Here is a 19654-nt window from a genome sequence, read left to right as displayed (position 1 = left end):
ATACCGATTTTATAAGTTATTGATAACGCTAACTTCTTCGTCATTGACGACCGCCGGTTCTCTGGCATACTCCGCCTCCAGTTTCAAGAACCCATCTCGGTGCCAAGGCTCATGAAGACCTATACCGCCAAGCTGGCAGACCTTGAGCACAAGTGGACGGTGATCGACGCTGACGGGCTCGTGCTCGGCCGTCTCGCTGCCCTTGTTGCCAACCGTCTGCGCGGCAAGCACAAGCCGATGTTCACCCCCCACATGGATTGCGGCGATCACATCGTGATCGTCAACGCCGAAAAGGTGGTGCTCACCGGCCGCAAGCGCGTCCAGAAGACCTACTACTGGCACACCGGTCATCCCGGCGGCATCAAGGAGCGGACCGCGGACAAGATCCTCGACGGTCGCTATCCTGAGCGCGTGATCGAGGCCGCCGTGCGCCGCATGGTCCCCCGCGGCCCCCTCGGCCGCGACGTGATGCGCAAGCTGCACGTCTATGCCGGCCCCGAGCACCCGCATGCGGCTCAGCAGCCCGAGCCGCTGGACGTCGCCGCCCTGAACCGCAAGAACGTGGGGTAATCGAGTCATGACCGAAACCAACGTTCAGGCCCAGGGCCTCGGCGCGCTGAAGGACATGGCCCAGGCCGCCGGTCTGATCGCCGACGAGCAGCTCCCCGAGCCGGTCCGCGACGCGCAGGGCCGTTCCTATGCCACCGGCAAGCGCAAGAACGCGATCGCTCGCGTCTGGGTGAAGCCGGGTTCGGGCAAGATCACCGTCAACGGCCAGGACGCCGACGCCTATTTCAAGCGTCCGGTTCTGATGATGGTCATCCGCCAGCCCTTCACCGTGGCCAACGTCGTCGACAATTTCGACATCGTTGCGACCGTGGTCGGCGGTGGTCTGTCGGGTCAGGCGGGTGCCGTCCGTCACGGCATCAGCAAGGCGCTCACCCTCTACGAGCCGACCCTGCGCAAGCCGCTGAAGAAGGAAGGCTTCCTGACCCGCGACAGCCGCGTCGTCGAGCGCAAGAAGTACGGTAAGGCCAAGGCCCGCCGCAGCTTCCAGTTCTCGAAGCGCTGATCCGCGCCGGGGCTGCGATCCTTCCGGGATCTGCGGCCCCGTGCACCGGGTATGCCTTTGCGAAAAGCCGGCAGTTCCTTCGGGACTGCCGGCTTTTCGTTATGGGGCAGAGAGATGCCGCCATTGCTGAATGTCCCGGCTGGTGTCACCATCGTAACATAGTCTGCATGTCGTCTCGCTCTGAAGGGACGCCTCCCATGGCCATGGACATCCGCAGCTTCTCGACCTGGCTGGAAGACGTCGACGGTTTTCTTGCCGAGGCCTCGCCTTTGAACGCACTTGATCTGGCGATCGGACGGCTGGCGGGGGTGCTCGGCTTCGATGCCGCCTGGTATGGCTTTTCCGCCTGGGATGGCGGGCGGGTCGAGATCGCCGCCTCGCGGACCTTCAATATTGCCGGGCCGTTTTTCGACGATTGGCGGGCGATGCGTCATGACGATCTGATGCTGGGCCAGATCCGTCGTGCGCCTGACCGGGTTGCGACCTATCGCAGGCGGCAGATCGAACAGACCGCCGGGCTGATGCAGATGGCCAGGCGTTACGACCTGGATGCCGCGGCCGCGGCCATGTCGTTACGGCCCGGGCAGCCGGCCTCCCTGTTTCTGTCCTGTTATCGCAACGGTGGCGACGGACGGCCCTGGGAGGAGGATGAGCAGGATTTCCTTTATGGAGCGGTCACCACCCTGGACCGGATGGTTCGTGGCCGTGCCGAGGCGCCTATGGATACCGATGCCGTGCAACTGCATGTTACTCCGGCGGGGCTGTGTATCTTCGGCGGGCAGCGCCTGGCGCGGCTGGGCCTTGCGGCGGAACCGCTGCTGCCGGCACCACTTCGGGCAATCCTGGGGCGTCCCGGACAACAGGAGGTTCCGGCATTCGGGCTGATCGCCGAGGTCGATGGGGCAGGGGCCGGGCTGGTGCGGCTTGTGCTGCGTCGTGCGGCACCCGCCGACCGGCTGTCCCCGCGCGAGGCCGAGATCGCTGCCCTGCTCGCGCGGGGTCTTGGTCATAAAGAGGTCGCCCGGCGGCTCGGGTTGTCGCCTGTGACCATCCGCAACCAGACGCGGCGGATCTATGACAAGTTGGAAATCAATTCCCGCGCCGCACTTGTGACGGCGCTCGGGTCGATGTGATCCATCTGCATCCTGGAGGCCGCCTGCGGATCGGCCGAAGATCCTCTGATCCCATATTATAAAACAGGGAGATCAGGGATGGATCTGAAGGATTACGTCGTCGAGGACGCGACCGGCCTTGCTGGTCTGGTCGCTGCGGGCGAGGTGAGCGCCGCCGAGCTGACCGATTGCGCCAACCAGGCGATCGAGGCGGTGAATGGCCGGATCAACGCGGTGGTTCGCCGCTTTGACCAGCCGGTGCCGGGTGATCCGTCCGGCCCCTTTGCCGGCGTGCCTTTTCTGGTAAAGGATCTGGTGCTGGCGGTCGGCGGCCATCCGGAGATGATGGGCTCGCGGATGCTCGGCCAGGGCCAGTTTGTGCCGCCGGTCGATTCCGAGCTCTTCGCCCGCTTCCGCCGGGCGGGATTGAACACGCTGGGTGTGACCGCGACACCCGAATTCGGCTTCAATGCCACCACCGAGGCCGTACTTTACGGCCCGACCCGCAATCCCTGGAACCCGGAACGCTCGCCGGGCGGCTCATCCGGCGGTTCGGCGGCGGCGGTGGCGGCGGGTATCGTGCCGGTGGCCCACGCCAATGATGGCGGCGGCTCGATCCGTATTCCGGCAGCGGCGTGCGGGCTGGTCGGCCTCAAGCCCTCGCGCGGGCGCATTCCCTTCGGCCCCTATTACGGGCTGCCTCTTTTGGGTATGGCCAACGAGTTCGCCGTGACGCGGAGCATCCGCGATGCAGCCACCCTGCTTGACGCCGTTGCGGGGGCGGACCCCGGCGCGATGACCGACATCCGGCCGCCGGCCATGCCTTATGCCGAAGCAGTTCGGAGCTCCACGCCAAAGCTGCGCATCGCCCTGGCGCGGCAGTGGCCGGGATCGCCGGCAGCGGCGCCCCATATCGATGCGGCACTGGTCCGGACGGCGAAGCTGCTGGAGGCCGAAGGGCATATCGTCGAAGAAGCGGTGCCGGATTACGATGTGGCAGCCTTCCATCGAGCGAACTTCACTGCCTGGATGTCGTTCCTGGCGGCGGGGGTCTACGGTATGGCCGAGATGCTGAACCTGCAGCCGGGGCCGGATAATGTCGAGGCGGTGACCATGGCCTGTGCGCAGGCAGGAGCCAGGCTGACCGCAATGGATGTCGAGCAGGCCTTCATGGTGATGAATATGGTCTCGCGAAATTTTGGAGTATTCTTCGGGAGTTATGACATTATTCTTATGCCGGTTCTGAAGGATGTGCCAGTGCCGCTTGGCTATCTTGACCAGAGCGATCCCCATCTTGATGCGCAAGGTTGGTATGACCGGTTGTTTGACACGGTTCCCTTCACCGCCCAGTTCAATATGACCGGCCTGCCGGCGATGGCGTTGCCTGCCGGCTTGCATGACGGCATTCCGGTGCCGATCCAGCTCGCGGCCGGCATGGGCCGGGAGGATCTTCTGCTGCAACTCGGGCGGGATCTGGAGGAGCTTCAGCCCTGGCGTCAGGTCCGGCCGGGAATATTTGCCGTCTGACCATCGCCGGGCTATAGCTGGGGAGTGGTCACAGTGCTGCTCCCTGGCAGCTTTGGGCGTGGGTCGGGATCATGTCGCAAGCCTTTGGCCTCAATTGGGATGATCTGCGTCTGGTCCTGGCGGTTGCCGAGCAGGGTACGGTAACTGCTGCGGCAGCGGCACTCAGGATCAGTCACCCGACCCTCTCCCGACGCCTGCGGCAGATCGAGGCCGGCCTGGGCGTGCGGCTGTTCGACCGCACGCCGCCCCGCTGGCGTCTGACGGCAGCCGGAGAGGAGATGTGCGATCTGGCGGCTCGCCTGCGCACCGACATCCAGGCCCTTGAGGGCCGCATCCGCGGCCGGGACGAAGGGCAACGGGGCATCGTGCGGCTGACGGCGCCGGATGCCGTCGCCGAGTACCTGCTTCCGGACCTGCTGGTCACGCTCTGTCAGGATCTGCCGGACGTTACTCTTGAACTGGTGATTTCGAACGACGTCCTGTCGCTGGCGGGGCGCGCCGCCGATATCGCCCTGCGTGTAACCGATGCACCGGAGCTGTCGCTGAAGGGGCGGCGGGTGGGGACGGTGGCGATGGCCGTTCATGCCGATGCCGCGCTGGCCCGAACATGGGACGGGCGGGATCCCGCTGATGCGCCCTGGACCGGTTATGACGAGGGGCTCGCCTGTACGGGGCCGGCACGCTGGGTCGCGGCCAATATCCGGCCATCGCAGATCCGTTTTCGCGCCAATAGCCTTCCGGGGGCCACCCGGGCCATCCGATCGGGCATCGGGTTCGGGGTGCTGCCCTGCTTCATCGGCGCGGCGGTTCCGGGGTTGGTCCGGGTATCGGCGCCGTTGCCGGGTCTGTCACTCGGCCTCTGGCTTCTGATCCATCCCGAAATGGCGCGTGTACCCCGCGTCCGGGCCGTAGCCGATGTCCTGGCGCGTGCCTTGCGGAACCTCGGACCAGTGCTCGACGGTGTCGCTGCCTGAAAAATTTTTTCATCAGACTGTTCAACATCTTCGATGGGGCCTCGATCGATGTGTCGGCAGACTGGCCGGACGAGGAAACCGAAGGAGTTGGCCGAAAATGTTCGTTGTGGTGCTGAGGTTTGCTGATCGTGACCGGGCTGCCGGGGCTCTGGCCGGGCACAGGGCATGGCTGGACGACGGCTTCGCCGATGGGCGGTTCGTGCTTGCGGGCAGTCTCGCAACGGGGCAGGGCGGTGCTGTCGTCATCCATGGCCTCTCGCGTGAGGAGGTCGAGAGGCGGGTCGCGGCAGATCCGTTCGTGTCGCAGGGGGTGGTTACGGCCGAGATCCTGGAGATCGCCGCCAACCGTGCTGATCCTCGCCTGGATTTTATGATCGCCTAGAGGTCGCATGTATCTCGAATAAATGCGAAATTTATTGCGACAATAATAAACCTGTAATAGAATTTCAGCACTGCCGTCGACAGGCGAGCCGTCAGGCGTCTGATCGCAGCGCAGGCTTTCTACGACGTGTTCCGACACCGCCTTCTTGCTTTCCGGACGGCCCTGCCGCAGCCGCTGCACGGTTTTTGGCCGGGCCTGTGATGTTTTTGCGGGAGACTGCCGATGACTCTTCCTTTGAATCTGCATCGTGATCCGTTGAATGATCGGCTGGTTGCCGTTCTCGGCCGCCTTGAGGCCTATGACTTCTCACGCATCAACGAGATGTGCGCAGCGAGGTTTGGCTGGTCAGTCGAGAAGTGCCGTTGGGCCGAGATGAAGCTGAAGCAGTTCCTCGCGCTCATGTTCCTCGATCCTGACAGCTATCACGCGCCCGGGGTGGAGGCAGATGAATATTGGCACCGTGCGATTCTCGATACCCGCTGGTATGTCGAGATGTGTGAAGAGCTGTTCGGCACCTATATCCATCATGCCCCGCTCGCAGCTCTGGGAGAGGAGCAGGAGGACTACCGCGCCCGCACGCTCCGGGCGCTGACTCATTGGTTCGCCGATGACGACTATCGCGGCGACTACCGCCTGATCGAGACCTGTCAGCAGTGCAAGGGGCCGACGCCGGCAACCGATGACATCGTCGCGCATCTCTCCACCCGGCTGAACTGACGCGCTGGGCGCCGACCGCGCCCGAGGTTGCTCCGGGCGGGGATTTGGTCCAGATTTCGGGGATCGTCCCCGCCCTGAGCGATGGAGCGCCTTTACCTGTGTCGTATGCCGATTTCGTCCATCTTCGCGTCCATACCGCCTATTCGTTGTCGGAAGGGGCGGTGAAGACCAAGGATCTGGTCAAACTGGTCAAGGCGCAGAAGATGCCGGCGGTGGCGGTGACCGACACCGGTAATCTGTTCGGGGCCATGGAGATTTCCTCCACCCTGCCTAAGGAGGGCATCCAGCCGATCCTGGGCATGATCATCCGGCTGACCCGTGCGGCCGGAGAGGACCGCTTCGGCCGGCGGCCGGAGCCTGAACCGCTTGTGCTGCTGGCGCAGACCGGCGCCGGCTATGACAATCTTGGCCGCATCGTCAGCCGGGCCTTCATGGACACGCCGACTGGGGAGACGCCCCAGGTATCGGAACAGGTTCTGGCAGAATTCTCGTCCGATGTCATCTGCCTGTCGGGCGGCCCCAACGGTCCGGTGGGTGCACGTATTCTTGAGGGGCGCGATGATGAGGCGCGGGCGCAGGCCGGGCGCCTGGCAGCGATTTTTCCCGGTCGGTTCTATATTGAGCTGATGCGTCACTGCGCTCCGGGTGAGACCCCGCCCGATGCCGAGGCGGACAGCGAGCCCGGGCTGGTCGAGATCGCCTATGATCTCGATCTGCCGCTTGTTGCGACGAATGACGTGTTCTTCACGACCGAGGCGATGTACGAGGCTCATGATGCGCTGCTGTGCATCGCGGAAGGTCGCCATATCGAAGACACCAACCGCCGCCGTCTGACGCCGCACCACTATTTTAAGTCGGCCGCTGACATGCGGGCGCTGTTTGCCGATCTGCCCGAAGCGGTGGACAATACGCTGGTGATTGCGCAGCGGTGTGCAGCCAAGGCGCCGTTCCGCAAGCCTATCCTGCCCAAATCCACCCGTGATCCGAATGCGCGGGAAGAGGACGAACTTCGCCGACTGTCGAGGGAAGGGCTGGAGCGGCGCCTGGAGACGGCCGTCTACACGCCGGCCATGGACGAGGCGGAGCGCGAGGCCGTCGCGGCTCCCTATCGGGAGCGGCTGGACTACGAGCTCGACGTGATCGTCAAGATGGGCTTTCCCGGCTACTTCCTGATCGTGGCGGAGTTCATCCAGTGGGCGAAGGCACATGGCATTCCGGTCGGGCCCGGCCGCGGTTCCGGCGCGGGCTCGGTCGTGGCCTGGTCGCTGACCATCACGGATCTCGACCCGTTGCGGTTCGGCCTGCTGTTCGAGCGTTTCCTGAACCCCGAACGCGTGTCGATGCCGGATTTTGACGTCGACTTCTGTCAGGATCGCCGTGACGAGGTCATTCAGCACGTCCGCGAACTCTATGGCTTCGACCGGGTCGCCCAGATCATCACCTTCGGTAAGCTGCAAGCCCGCGCGGTGCTGCGCGATGTCGGCCGCGTCCTGGGCATGCCCTTTGGTCAGACCGACAAGATCTGCAAGCTGGTCCCGAACAACCCTGCCAATCCGGTTACCCTGCAGGAGGCGATCGACGGCGAGCCGGCGTTGCAGCGGGCACGCGACGAGGACGAGCAGGTCGCGCGGCTGATCAACATCGCGCTCAAGCTCGAAGGCCTTTACCGCCATGCATCGACCCATGCTGCCGGTGTGGTGATCGGCGACCGGCCGCTCGACGAACTGGTGCCGCTCTATCGCGACCCGCGCTCCGACATGCCGGTCACCCAGTTTTCGATGAAGTATGTCGAGCAGACCGGGCTGATCAAGTTCGACTTCCTGGGGCTGAAGACCCTGACCGTGATCACCACGGCCGAACGTCTGATACGGCAGGTCGAGCCCGATTTCGACATCAACCGGGTGCCTCTGGATGACCGGAAGAGCTTCGAGATGCTGGCGCGCGGCGAAGGCGTCGGCGTGTTCCAGCTGGAAAGCTCGGGCATGCGTGACGTGCTGCGCAAGATGCGCCCCGACAAGTTCGAGGACATCATCGCGGTGGTGGCGCTGTATCGCCCCGGTCCGATGGACAACATCCCACGCTACATTGCGGTCAAGCACGGCTCGGAAGAGGCCGAATACCTGCATCCCATGCTGAAGCCGATCCTGGAGGAAACCTACGGGATCATGATCTATCAGGAGCAGGTGATGCAGGCCGCCCAGGTGCTGGCGGGCTACAGCCTGGGTCAGGCCGATCTGCTGCGCCGCGCGATGGGCAAAAAGATCAAGGAAGAGATGGATGCCCAGCGTGAGAGCTTCACCAAGGGGGCCGTCGCCAACGGGGTCGACAAGGAGACCGCCGGCCTGATCTTTGATCAGATCGCCAAGTTCGCAGGCTATGGCTTCAACAAGTCACATGCCGCAGCCTACGCACTTGTTGCCTATCAGACAGCCTATCTCAAGGCCAACTGGCCGGTCGAGTTCATGGCGGCTTCCATGACGCTCGATATGCACAACACCGACAAGCTGGCCGGTTTCCGGCAGGAGCTGAACCGGCTGAAGATCGGGGTCGTGCCGCCGGACGTGAATCAGTCGGATGCCGTGTTTTCGGTGCGCCGGACCAAGGCGGCGCCCAAGGGCGAGATCCTCTATGCGTTGGGCGCCCTGAAGCAAGTGGGTCCGCAGGCGATGGAAGAGCTGGTGGCCGAACGCCGGAAGGGCGGAGTTTATGCCGATCTCTTCGACCTTTCAGCGCGGCTCGGCACCAAGATCATCAACAAGCGCATGATGGAAAGCCTGACCAAGGCCGGTGCCTTCGATCGCCTGAACGCCAATCGTGCGCAGGTGATGAACGCCATCGACATGGTGCTGCGCTACGGGCAGGCTGCCCAGGAAGAGCGGGAGAGCAACCAGGTCAGCCTGTTCGGCGGCCCCGGTGGCGAGGCCGTACCCAAGCCACCGATGCCCCAGGTCGACCCGTGGATGCCGATGGAGCAGTTGAAGCGGGAGCTTGAGGCCGTGGGCTTCTACCTCTCGGCCCATCCGCTCGATGCCTATGACAAGGTCATGGACCGGCTGGGGGTGGTGAGGGCCGGCGATCTGGCGGCCAAGCTGGAGCGGGAAGGGGCGGCGGGGCTCAAGCTTGCCGGGACCTTGATCGCCAAGCAGGAACGCCGGTCGGCCAAGGGCAGCCGGTTCGCCTTTGCCCAGCTCTCCGATCCGACCGGCGTGTTCGAGGTCACGCTGTTCTCCGAAACCCTGTCCCAGGCCCGCGATCTGCTGGAGCCGGGCGTCCCGCTGCTGATCGAGGCAAGTGGCGAGTGGCGCGAAGATACGGTCCGGCTGACGGCCCAGAACGTCCGCTCGCTCGACGATGTCGCAGCTTCGTCCTCTGCTCGTCTGACCATCCAGGTGGCCGAAGAGCGGGCGCTGGCGCTCATCCGTCGGCTGATCGAACGGGAACCCGAAGGTCGCGGCCGCATCACCCTGGAGCTGGATATCGACCTTGAGGGAGAGCGTCAGGTCGTGCGCCTGGATCTGCCCAAGCCGGTCTCGATCACGCCGGCCCTGAAGGCCGCGCTCAAGATCACCCCCGGCGTGATCGACGCCATCGAGGCCTGAACCGGCCCAAAAGGGCGGAAAACGGCGCAGATTGCCCGCTAAACCCTTGCCAAACTCGGCCGCCCGGGCTATAGAGCGGCCGTCCCGGCGAGGGTTTCGTCGGGGCGTTCACACGCACGCGAGGTCCGCGGCCAACTGCCAGCATGCCCGTGGCAACACGGGGAAGGGCGGTCGGCGTCGCTCCGGTGTCGGTACCGGTGGCCGTCGCATCCTGAGGGGGAACCTCGGGATACGATGCCGGTGCCGATCTCAACCTCGCGGAGGCCGAACCGGAAAAGGACGATTTTCCATGGCGCTTCCCACCTTTACCATGCGTCAGCTTCTCGAAGCCGGCGTTCACTTCGGGCATCAGTCCCGCCGCTGGAACCCGCGCATGGCGCCGTATCTCTTCGGCACCCGCAACGGCATCCACATCATCGACCTGCGCGAGACCCAGCCGCAGCTCTATCGTGCGATGGAAGCGGTGCGCGACATCGTCGCCAACCGTGGCCGCGTGCTGTTCGTCGGCACCAAGCGCCAGGCGCAGGAGCTGGTCGCCGAGGGCGCGAAGCGCTGCGGTCAGTACTACGTCAACCGCCGCTGGCTCGGCGGCATGCTGACCAACTGGCAGACCATCTCCAACTCGATCCGCCGTCTGCGTGAGATCGAGCAGCTTCTCGACCAGCAGGCCGATCTGGGCCTGACCAAGAAGGAGCTGCTGAAGCTGACCCGTCAGCGCGACAACCTTGAGGCGTCGCTCGGTGGCATCAAGGACATGGGCGGCCTGCCGGACGCGCTGTTCGTGATCGACACCAACAAGGAAGAGCTGGCAGTTCGCGAAGCGGCGAAGCTGGGCATTCCGGTGATCGCGATCCTGGACAGCAATTCGAACCCCGACGGCGTGACCTTCCCGGTTGCCGGCAATGACGACTCGACCAAGGCGATCCAGCTTTATCTGGAGCTGATCTCGGGCGCGGTCCTCGACGGCATCCAGCAGGAGATGATCCGCTCGGGCGCCGATCTCGGCGCACTGGCCGATCCGGTTTCGGTCGATCTCGATGACGAGGGCGCCGAGGACGAGGTGGTCGAAGAGGCTGCCGAGACCGCGGGCGAGGCCCAGGCCTGACGCATCCGGACCACGGACGAACGGCCGCCCTCTCCCCGGGGGCGGCTGGCGATGCGGCGGCGCCCCGGGGTGCCGCCGTTCGCGTTTCCGGACCGGATCGACGACAGAACCGAAGACGGGCAGGGCGCATGCGGCCCATCGCCGCGAGACATGCGAACCCGGACCCGCAGGATTTCCGTGACGCGATGCGCCGTCTGGCGACTGCGTTCGCAACAGAACTCACACGAGGTGGAATCATGGCTCAGATCACTGCTGCCCTGGTCAAGGAGCTCCGCGAGAAGACCGGCGCGGGCATGATGGACTGCAAGAAGGCGCTGACCGAGAATGATGGCGACCTGGACGCGGCCATCGACTGGCTGCGCACCAAGGGCCTGGCGCAGGCCGCCAAGAAGGCGAGCCGTGTGGCCTCTGAAGGCCTGGTCGGCGTGAAGGTCGACGGCCTGCGTGCCGCGGTGGTCGAGGTGAACTCCGAGACCGACTTCGTGGCCCGCAACGAGAAGTTCCAGGACTATGTTGCCAAGGTCGCGGGTGTGACCCTTGAGGCCGGTGCCGATATCGAGGCGCTGAAGGCCGCTGCCTACCCCGATGGCGGCACTGTCGAAGCGAAGCTGACCGACCTGATCGCGACCATCGGCGAGAACATGGCCCTGCGTCGCGCAGCCGTGCTCGACGTGACCGATGGCGTGATCGCCGCTTACGTCCACAACCAGATCGCAGAGGGTCTGGGCAAGATCGGCGTGCTGATCGCCCTCGAATCGACCGGAGACAAGGCGAAGCTGGCCGAGCTCGGCCGCCAGATCGCTATGCATGCCGCAGCTGCGCGCCCCGAGGCGCTGGACATCGCCGACGTGTCGGCCGAGTCCCTCGACCGTGAGCGCGCGGTGCTGATCGAGCAGGCGCGCGAGAGCGGCAAGCCCGAGAGCATCATCGAGAAGATGGTCGAAGGCCGCATCCGCAAGTATTACGAGCAGGTCTGCCTGCTTGAGCAGATCTTCGTGATCGACGGCGAGACCAAGATCCGCAAGGTCGTCGAGAATGCCAAGGATACGGTCGGCGCGCCGGTGACCCTGAAGGCCTTTGCCCGTTTCGAACTCGGCGAGGGTGTCGAGAAGAAGCAGGAGGACTTCGCGGCTGAGGTTGAGAAGGCGCTCGGCGCCTGATCACCCCGCAGGTCTGCGGATACGGAAGAGGGGCGCTCCCACGGGCGCCCCTTTTTTGCTCCGGCCGGGAGTGCGGTGCCGGCCGTTGCGGTGGTTGCCTTGGCCCGCGCGCACGGCTATACGTTACACGGCCCGCGCCCGGTATCGCTGCCGCGGCCGACTTACCGCGTCCGCATCCGTTCCGCCCAGACCGGCGTAGCCACTCCGGATCCGGTAGCATCCTCTCCGGGCCGAACAGCGTCGTCGAACAGGAGACAATCCATGTCGTTCTCCACCCCGCGGTTCCGCCGGGTCCTGCTGAAGGTCTCGGGCGAAGCGTTGATGGGCAATCGCCAGTATGGTCTGGACGTCGATATGGTGGAGCGCGTTGCCGGCGAGATCCGGTCCGTGCAGTCCATGGGTGTGCAGGTCTGCCTGGTGATTGGCGGCGGCAACATCTTCCGCGGCATCTCCGGCGCCGCGACCGGCATGGAGCGGGCGACGGCCGATTACATGGGCATGTTGGCCACGGTCATGAACGCGCTGGCCATGCAGAGCGCGCTGGAGCGGATCGGCGTGGCAACCCGCGTGCAGTCCGCCATCCCGATGTCGAGCATCTGTGAGCCCTATATCCGGCGCCGGGCAGTGCGGCATATGGAGAAGGGCCGGGTGGTGATCTTTGCCGCCGGTACCGGCAACCCCTTCTTCACGACGGATACCGCCGCAGCCTTGCGCGCGGTGGAGATGGGCTGCGATGCGCTCCTGAAAGGAACTCAGGTCGATGGTGTCTACACCGCCGACCCCAAAAAGGACCCGCGCGCCGAGCGCTATGACAGCCTCGGCTATCTGGAAGTTCTTTCGCGTGACCTGAAAGTGATGGATGCTTCCGCCATCACACTGGCTCGCGATAACAACATCCCGATCGTGGTTTTCAACCTCCATCATGCCGGCGGCTTTGCCGAAGTGATGCTCGGTCGGGGACTTTTCACCATCATTACCAACGAGGCCTGAACCGTGTCCAAGGATGACATCATCAAGGACGTCCGCCGCCGCATGGACGGCGCAATCGACGCCCTGAAGCATGAGCTGGCGGGTCTGCGCACCGGCCGCGCCTCGGCCAATCTGCTGGAGCCGGTGCGTGTCGATGCCTACGGCTCCGAGATGACGGTCTCCCAGGTCGCGACCATCAGCGTCCCCGAGCCGCGCATGCTGTCGGTCCAGGTCTGGGATCAGAGCCTCGCCAAGGCGGTTGAGCGGGCGATTCGCGACAGCGGTCTCGGTCTCAACCCGATCGGCGAGGGCGCCGTCATCCGGGTGCCGATTCCGGAACTGACCGAAGAGCGTCGTCGCGAGATGGGCAAGGTGGCCTCGCGTTACGGTGAGCAGGCCCGAATTTCTGTGCGCAATGTTCGTCGTGACGGCCTCGATAAGCTGAAGAAGCTTGAGAAGGACAGCGAGATCAGCCAGGACGAGCTGCGTGGCGCCTCTGAGCGCGTGCAGACCGTGACGGATGAACGCATCAAGCAGATCGACGACCTGGTGGCGGCGAAGGAAAAGGAGATCATGCAGGTCTGAGCCCGGAGCGCGTCCCCTCAGGATGGAGCCGAGCCCCATGGCGCTGGTCTCAGATCCCCCCTTGCGCCACGTCGCGATCATCATGGACGGCAATGGCCGCTGGGCGAAAGCCCGCGGCCTGCCGCGCACCGTCGGTCATTATCGTGGGGCCGAATCGGTTCGGAAGGTGATCGATCGCGCCGCGGAGCACGGGATCGGTTATCTCACCCTCTTCGCCTTCTCGTCCGAGAACTGGAAGCGCCCGCTCGATGAGGTCCGTGACCTCATGGGATTGTTGCGCTTCTATCTCGACCGGGAGGTCAAGTTGTTGATCGATCGCAATGTTCGCCTCAATTTTATCGGCGACCGTTCACGGCTGTCACCTGACATGCAAGACCTGCTGCACCGATCTGTGGAGCGGACACGGCATTGTACGGGAATGGTCCTGACCATCGCGATCAGCTACGGGGGGCGGGCTGAGATTCTGGCCGCGGCACGAGAGCTGGCCGCCGAAGCCGCTGCCGGTCGGGTTGATCTGGATGAGCTGGACGAGGAGGCTTTCGGTGCGCGTCTTCAGACCCATGATCTGCCGGACCCCGATCTGATCATCCGGACCAGCGGCGAGCAGCGGATCAGCAACTTTCTGCTCTGGCAGCTGGCTTATGCGGAGATGATTTTCGTTCCGACATTGTGGCCGGATTTCGACGCGGCGGCGCTGGATGCGGCGCTCGCCGAATACAAACGCCGCGAACGTCGCTATGGCGCCGTCTAGCGGGCACCAGCCCCTACCTCCCGGCGGGGGGGGAGCCGCGGCCGCAGATGCCCGCGCGGAGCGGCGGCGTACGCTGGAGCTGCGTCTGCTCACGACGCTGGTTCTGGGCCCGCCGGTACTGGCCCTGATCTATCTGGGCGGCGACGTTTTTCACCTCTTTGCCGGGCTGCTGGCCGTTCTGCTGTTCAACGAGTGGCGGCGCCTGGTCGACCTGACCGGCATGACCTGGATGGCGGTGGGGCTCGGCCTCGGGGGCGTGCTTGGCGCCGCGGCCTGGGTTGCCGGAACCGGGCGCTACGAGGCCGCGCTGCTGATGGTTGCCGTTGCGGCTCTCGCCGCCGCCTTCCTGAAGATCGAGGGTGCCCGGCGGCGTTGGCTGGCGGCGGGTGTTGTCTATGTCGGCCTGCCGGTGCTGGCACTCATCTGGCTGAGGGCGCAGCCGCTCGGGCTGGAATGGACCTTCTGGCTGATGCTCGTGGTCTGGGCTACGGATATCGGAGCCTTCGTCTTCGGCAGGGCTATCGGTGGGTTCCGGCTCGCTCCCCGGATCAGCCCGAACAAGACCTGGGCCGGCCTGTTCGGCGGCATGTTTTCCGCCTTCGTCATTTCTGTCTTGGTTGCCGTCATCGCTGGTGTGCGCCTGCCCCAGGATCTTGTGGCCGTCGGCGCCGCCGGGGCGGCGCTTGCGGTCGTGGAGCAGATCGGCGACCTTGTCGAGAGCGGCGTGAAACGCCATTTCGGCGTCAAGGACAGCGGCCGGCTGCTGCCGGGCCATGGTGGCCTGCTCGATCGGCTCGACGGCCTTTTGTTCGCTGCCCCGGCGCTGGCACTAATGCTGATGGTGACCGGCGGCCTGTTTGCCGAGGGACTATGACCCAACCCCCACAGTCACCTGCACGTTCATCCTCTGTTTCTGCCGCGGCCGGAACGCCGCGACGGGTGTCGATCCTGGGGGCCACGGGGTCCGTCGGTCGTCAGACCATCGATCTCATCGCCCGTGATCCCGAGCGCTATCCGGTTGAGGCGCTGACCGCCAATGGCAATGTGGAGCAGTTGGCGCGCGACGCCGTTCAGCTGAAGGCGCGGCTGGCAGTGACCGCTGATCCAGCGCGCTACACCGATCTGAAAGCGTGTCTTGCCGGCACCGGAATCGAGGCGGCGGCCGGCCCCGAGGCGTTGATCGAGGCGGCACAAAGGCCGGCGGACTGGGTGATGGCGGCGATCGTGGGTTCGGCAGGGCTGGCGCCGACGCTCGCGGCCGTGCGTCGCGGTGCACTCGTCGCGCTCGCCAACAAGGAATGCCTGGTCTGCGCCGGTGATCTGTTTACCGCCGAGGTGGAACGACATGGCGCCCGGTTGCTGCCGGCAGACAGCGAGCACAATGCCATCGCTCAGATCCTGGAACCTGAACGTCTGCATGTGGTCGAAAAGGTCATTCTGACAGCTTCGGGTGGCCCGTTCCGGAGCTTTACCCTTGATCAGATGCGCCAGGTGACGCCGGAGCAGGCGGTTGCCCATCCTAACTGGTCGATGGGGGCGAAGATCTCGGTCGACAGTGCGTCGATGATGAACAAGGGCCTGGAGCTGATCGAGGCGCATCACCTGTTCCCGGTGGGGCTCGATCGCCTTGACGTACTGGTACATCCGCAGTCGATCATCCACGGTCTGGTCCAGTATGCCGACGGGTCGGTACTCGCGCATCTGGGTGCACCGGACATGCGAACGCCCATTGCCTGGACGCTGGCCTGGCCCGATCGCAGGCCGGCACCCAGCGACAGGCTGGACCTGGCGCGGATTGCGACACTCTCTTTTGAAGCGCCGGACCTCGTGCGTTTCCCCTGTCTGGCGCTTGCCCGGGATGCCTTGAAATGCGGCGATGGCGCCGCCACAATCCTGAATGCCGCGAACGAGGTGGCTGTGGCAGCGTTTCTTGCCCGCCGGATCGGTTTTCTCGACATTGCCGGTGTCGTGGCCGATACGCTGGATGCCGAGCCTCGGCGGGCACCCGGGTCGATCGACGAAGTGATCGCGCTTGATGCTGCGGCACGGCGCCGGGCCATGATGCTGGTGGACGCGCGCTGAACGACCGCGGCCGCTCTTTGGACGACCCTTTGCAACAGCGAATGCGCGGTTGCACACAAAGCGGGATCTGACGCTGCAGATGGACCAGCTTATCCAATCGCTGAGCTACCCGATCGGTTTCGCCGTCGTGCTTGGCATCGTCGTCTTTGTGCACGAATACGGCCACTACTGGGTGGCGCGGCGCTGCGGCGTGACCGTTGAAACCTTCTCGATCGGCTTCGGCCCCGAGATCTTCGGCTGGACGGCGAAATCCGGAACCCGCTGGAAGGTCTCGCTCCTGCCGCTCGGGGGCTACGTGAAGATGTATGGTGATGCCGATGCGGCCAGCGCCGGCGGTCGTGCCGCGGATGATCCTGCCACGGGCAAGGTGTCGTTCCATGGCCGCTCGGTGAAGGCGCGGGCAGCGATTGTGGCGGCAGGGCCCGTCTTCAACTTCATCTATGCGATTGTTGCCCTGGCGGCGCTGTACATGATCTGGGGGCAGCAGACCACACCGGCAGTGATCGGCAATGTTCTTGAGAACAGTCCGGCGGCGGCAGCCGGGCTGGAGCCCGGTGACCGGGTGACCGGCGTCGACGGCCGTCCGGTCACTCGTTTCGAGGATCTGCAGGCCGCGGTGGTTGCGGGCAATGGCCAGCCGGTGACGCTGGAGGTCGATCGTGGGGGCCGTGTCCTTTCCATGTCGCTGACGCCCGAGATGGTGTCGGTGGACGACCGCTTCGGCAACACTCACCAGATGCCGCGGATCGGCATCTCGGCATCGGGCACGGAATGGGTCCGGCAGGGGCCGGTGGAGGCAGTCTCCGGTGCCGTACGCGAGACGGCGTCCATCGTCGCGATAACCTTCGGGGCCGTCGGGGAAATGATCGCCGGTACCAGAGGTACTGAAGAACTGGCGGGTGTTATCGGCATTGCTCAGATGTCGGGCGAGGTGGTCCGTATGAGCGTCGCGACCGTCATCTGGTTCACGGCGATGCTGTCGATCAATCTCGGGCTCATCAATCTTTTGCCGGTCCCCTTGCTCGATGGCGGACATCTGGCATTCTATGCAGCCGAGGCTGCGCGAGGTCGTCCGCTGAGCCAGCGGGCGCAAGAATATGGTTTCCGCTTCGGGCTGGTCTTGGTATTGACATTGATGATCGTAGCGACCTGGAATGATCTCGTCAGGCTCCGGGTTGTCGACTATCTTGCAGGCCTCTTCACCTGACGCGTTGCGATGCGGCAGGAGAAGGGGCCCGGTAGGAGCTGTCCGGCGGGTCGCATGAAATTTGAGGTCGGCCGGGCATGATTGCCGGTCGACATCTGGCTTGAGGTGGGAGGCCCCGCGTGCCGCGTTCTTGGCTGGCCATGACCATGACGGCGACGATGCTCGCCAGCACGGCAATCGCGCATGCTCAGGCGCCTGTGGCGCCGCCGGCCGCCCAGGCGGTCCGGATTGACCGTATCCAGGTGAACGGCAATCAGCGCATCGAGGCTGAGACCATCCGGTCCTATCTGTCTCTGCGCCAGGGGGATCCGGCCGATCCGTCCCTGATTGACGAGAGCCTGAAGACCCTCTACGGCACGGGCTTGTTTGCCGATGTCGCCTTGCGTGTCGAAGGCAACGCGCTGGTGGTGGACGTGGTCGAGAACCCGGTCATCAACCGGATCGACTTCGAAGGCAACCGGCGCCTGGAAGACAGTGACCTCGAGAAGGAGGTTCTGCTGCGTCCGCGCACGGTCTATACCCGCACCCGGGTCGCCCAGGATGTGGAGCGTCTGCAGGAGGTCTACCGGCGCAACGGCCGCTATGCTGCCCGGATTGATCCCAAGATCATTCAGCTCGATCAGAACCGCGTCGATCTGATCTTCGAGATCGAAGAAGGTCCGCGCACCGAGGTGCGCAAGATCAGTTTCACCGGCAATGACCGCTTCAGCGACAGCGCACTCCGTGACGTGGTCCTGACCACAGAAGCACGGTGGTACAACTTCTTTACGTCGAACGACACCTACGACCCGGATCGCCTGAATTATGATCGTGAACTGCTGCGCCGCTTCTATCTGAAGAACGGCTATGCCGATTTCGTGGTCCAGTCGGCAGTGGCGGAACTGGCGCCAGAGGGCGAGGAGTTCTACGTCACTTTCGTGGTGGAAGAGGGCGAGCGCTACAAGCTGGGCAAGGTCGACGTGCAGAGCACGCTGCCGGGCCTTGATACGGCGACGCTCGAAGATGTCGTCGAAACCGAAAGCGAAGATTGGTACGACGCGACTAAGGTCGATCGCACGGTCGAAGCGCTGACGACCGAGGTCACCAATCGCGGCTATCCTTTCGTACGAGTCCAGCCTTCGGTGACGAAGGATCGAGAGACTCATGTCATCAACATCACCTACAACATTGATGAAGGGCCAAGAAACTTCATCGAACGTATCGAGGTGAACGGTAACGCCCGGACTCTGGACGAAGTGATCCGTCGGGAGTTCCGCGTGGCCGAAGGCGATCCGTTCAATGCCGAACGCATTCGTACCTCGCGGGATCGCGTTCGCAATCTCGACTACTTTGACAAGGTCGAGGTGACCACTGAGCCTGGTACTGATCCCGACAAGACCGTGGTCAAGGTGGATGTCGAGGAGAAGTCGACCGGCGAAATCTCGTTCGGCGTCGGTTACTCCACGGGCTCCGGCCCGCTGGGTGATGTGGGCATTCGCGAACGGAATCTTCTCGGTCGGGGCCAGGATCTGCGACTGGGTTTCACCATTTCCGGCGATGAGCAGCTGATCGACCTCAGCTTCACGGAACCTTATTTCCTGAACCGCGACGTTGCTGCCGGTTTCGACGTCTTCCGTCGCGAGATCGACCGTGAAGACGAATCCGGTTACGTGCAGAAGACGACCGGCGGCGCCCTCCGGGCGGACTATTGGCTGACTCCCAGCCTGCGGCATGGTTTGAAGTATACGCTGCGCAATGACGAAGTAACGGATGTCGACGATGATGCGTCTCGTTATATCCGTGAACAGGAAGGCGAGCGCCTTAGTTCGATCGTCAGTCAAACGTTTACTTACGACAAACGTGACAGCAAAGTCGATCCGCGTGATGGCTATCTGCTGCGCCTCACCCAGGATCTTGCTGGCCTTGGTGGTGATGCCAGATATGCACGCCACCGCGCGGATGCTGCATGGTATTATCCGATTACTGATGATGTGGTCGGTCTGGTCAGCGGCCAGGTCGGCTATATCCTTGGGCTCGGCGAAGACGTGCCCATTAACGACCGCTTCTTCCTGGGCGGTGACAGCCTGCGTGGTTTTGCAACAGCTGGCGTTGGCCCGCGCGACGTGAAGGCCGGCGACGCCCTCGGCGGTAACTTCCTCTATTCGGGCACGGTCGAAGTCGGCTTCCCTCTTGGGTTGCCGGATGATTACGACGTGCGTGGCCGCGTGTTCAGCGATTTTGGTAGTGTCACCGAGCTTGATGACAGCGGCCCTGAAATCCGGGATGTCAACTCCATCCGCGCCTCGGTCGGCGTGGGCCTGACCTGGATTTCGCCCTTCGGTCCCATCCGCCTGGACGCTGCCCAGGCGGTTCTCAAGGAAGACTTCGATGATACCGAGGTCTTCCGCTTCAGCTTCGGAACGAGGTTCTGAA

Annotated in this window: 17 protein-coding genes; all 17 read left to right on the top strand. The window is 64.2% G+C overall.

Annotated features, from left to right (window positions below):
- Positions 1 to 111 precede the first annotated feature (111 nt).
- On the top strand, positions 112 to 570 hold the full coding sequence (gene rplM, locus P7L68_RS16785; protein ID WP_372006760.1) for a 50S ribosomal protein L13: 459 nt from the start codon (positions 112 to 114) through the stop codon (positions 568 to 570).
- Positions 571 to 625: 55 nt separating this feature from the next.
- A complete protein-coding gene (rpsI, locus tag P7L68_RS16780; protein WP_145978220.1) occupies positions 626 to 1072 on the top strand; it encodes a 30S ribosomal protein S9 in 447 nt (148 codons plus the stop codon).
- Between the two features lie 197 nt (positions 1073 to 1269).
- Positions 1270 to 2205 carry a LuxR C-terminal-related transcriptional regulator gene (locus P7L68_RS16775; RefSeq protein ID WP_372006759.1) on the top strand — a complete coding sequence of 312 codons (936 nt, stop codon included), beginning with the start codon at positions 1270 to 1272 and terminating at the stop codon, positions 2203 to 2205.
- A 78-nt stretch (positions 2206 to 2283) separates the two neighbouring features.
- The gene (locus tag P7L68_RS16770; protein ID WP_372006758.1) at positions 2284 to 3711 is read left to right on the top strand and encodes an amidase; all 1428 of its coding nucleotides are present in this window, start codon (positions 2284 to 2286) and stop codon (positions 3709 to 3711) included.
- Positions 3712 to 3782: 71 nt separating this feature from the next.
- Positions 3783 to 4685: a LysR family transcriptional regulator gene (locus P7L68_RS16765; protein WP_372006757.1), complete on the top strand. Its 903-nt coding sequence runs from the start codon at positions 3783 to 3785 to the stop codon at positions 4683 to 4685.
- A gap of 97 nt (positions 4686 to 4782) precedes the next feature.
- The gene (locus P7L68_RS16760) at positions 4783 to 5067 is read left to right on the top strand and encodes a YciI family protein (protein ID WP_372006756.1); all 285 of its coding nucleotides are present in this window, start codon (positions 4783 to 4785) and stop codon (positions 5065 to 5067) included.
- A gap of 222 nt (positions 5068 to 5289) precedes the next feature.
- Positions 5290 to 5784, top strand: a complete 495-nt coding sequence (locus tag P7L68_RS16755; protein ID WP_372006755.1) for a hypothetical protein — start codon at positions 5290 to 5292, stop codon at positions 5782 to 5784.
- Positions 5785 to 5882: 98 nt separating this feature from the next.
- Positions 5883 to 9383, top strand: a complete 3501-nt coding sequence (dnaE, locus tag P7L68_RS16750; protein WP_372006864.1) for a DNA polymerase III subunit alpha — start codon at positions 5883 to 5885, stop codon at positions 9381 to 9383.
- Between the two features lie 289 nt (positions 9384 to 9672).
- Positions 9673 to 10488, top strand: a complete 816-nt coding sequence (gene rpsB / locus P7L68_RS16745; protein ID WP_372006754.1) for a 30S ribosomal protein S2 — start codon at positions 9673 to 9675, stop codon at positions 10486 to 10488.
- Positions 10489 to 10724: 236 nt separating this feature from the next.
- On the top strand, positions 10725 to 11648 hold the full coding sequence (gene tsf / locus P7L68_RS16740; RefSeq protein WP_372006753.1) for a translation elongation factor Ts: 924 nt from the start codon (positions 10725 to 10727) through the stop codon (positions 11646 to 11648).
- 261 nt (positions 11649 to 11909) lie between these two features.
- Positions 11910 to 12638 carry a UMP kinase gene (gene pyrH, locus P7L68_RS16735; protein ID WP_014745297.1) on the top strand — a complete coding sequence of 243 codons (729 nt, stop codon included), beginning with the start codon at positions 11910 to 11912 and terminating at the stop codon, positions 12636 to 12638.
- A 42-nt stretch (positions 12639 to 12680) separates the two neighbouring features.
- The gene (frr, locus tag P7L68_RS16730; protein ID WP_372006752.1) at positions 12681 to 13202 is read left to right on the top strand and encodes a ribosome recycling factor; all 522 of its coding nucleotides are present in this window, start codon (positions 12681 to 12683) and stop codon (positions 13200 to 13202) included.
- Positions 13203 to 13239: 37 nt separating this feature from the next.
- Positions 13240 to 13953 carry an isoprenyl transferase gene (locus tag P7L68_RS16725; protein ID WP_372006751.1) on the top strand — a complete coding sequence of 238 codons (714 nt, stop codon included), beginning with the start codon at positions 13240 to 13242 and terminating at the stop codon, positions 13951 to 13953.
- Positions 13940 to 14827, top strand: a complete 888-nt coding sequence (locus P7L68_RS16720; RefSeq protein WP_372006750.1) for a phosphatidate cytidylyltransferase — start codon at positions 13940 to 13942, stop codon at positions 14825 to 14827. Before P7L68_RS16725 ends, P7L68_RS16720 begins: the two co-directional genes overlap by 14 nt.
- Positions 14824 to 16035, top strand: coding sequence for a 1-deoxy-D-xylulose-5-phosphate reductoisomerase (locus tag P7L68_RS16715; RefSeq protein WP_372006749.1), 1212 nt, complete (start codon positions 14824 to 14826; stop codon positions 16033 to 16035). The genes P7L68_RS16720 and P7L68_RS16715 overlap by 4 nt, the downstream gene beginning before the upstream one ends.
- Positions 16036 to 16114: 79 nt before the next feature.
- Positions 16115 to 17242 (top strand): RIP metalloprotease RseP, encoded by a 1128-nt coding sequence (rseP, locus tag P7L68_RS16710; protein WP_372006748.1) that lies wholly within the window; start codon positions 16115 to 16117, stop codon positions 17240 to 17242.
- Positions 17243 to 17382: 140 nt separating this feature from the next.
- Positions 17383 to 19653, top strand: coding sequence for an outer membrane protein assembly factor BamA (bamA, locus tag P7L68_RS16705; protein WP_372006747.1), 2271 nt, complete (start codon positions 17383 to 17385; stop codon positions 19651 to 19653).
- Position 19654 lies beyond the last annotated feature (1 nt).

The organism is Tistrella mobilis (genome assembly GCF_041468085.1).
Lineage (GTDB): Bacteria > Pseudomonadota > Alphaproteobacteria > Tistrellales > Tistrellaceae > Tistrella > Tistrella mobilis_A.
The sequence above is the reverse complement of the archived record's forward strand: the minus strand, read 5'-3'. Positions and strand labels throughout refer to the sequence as shown.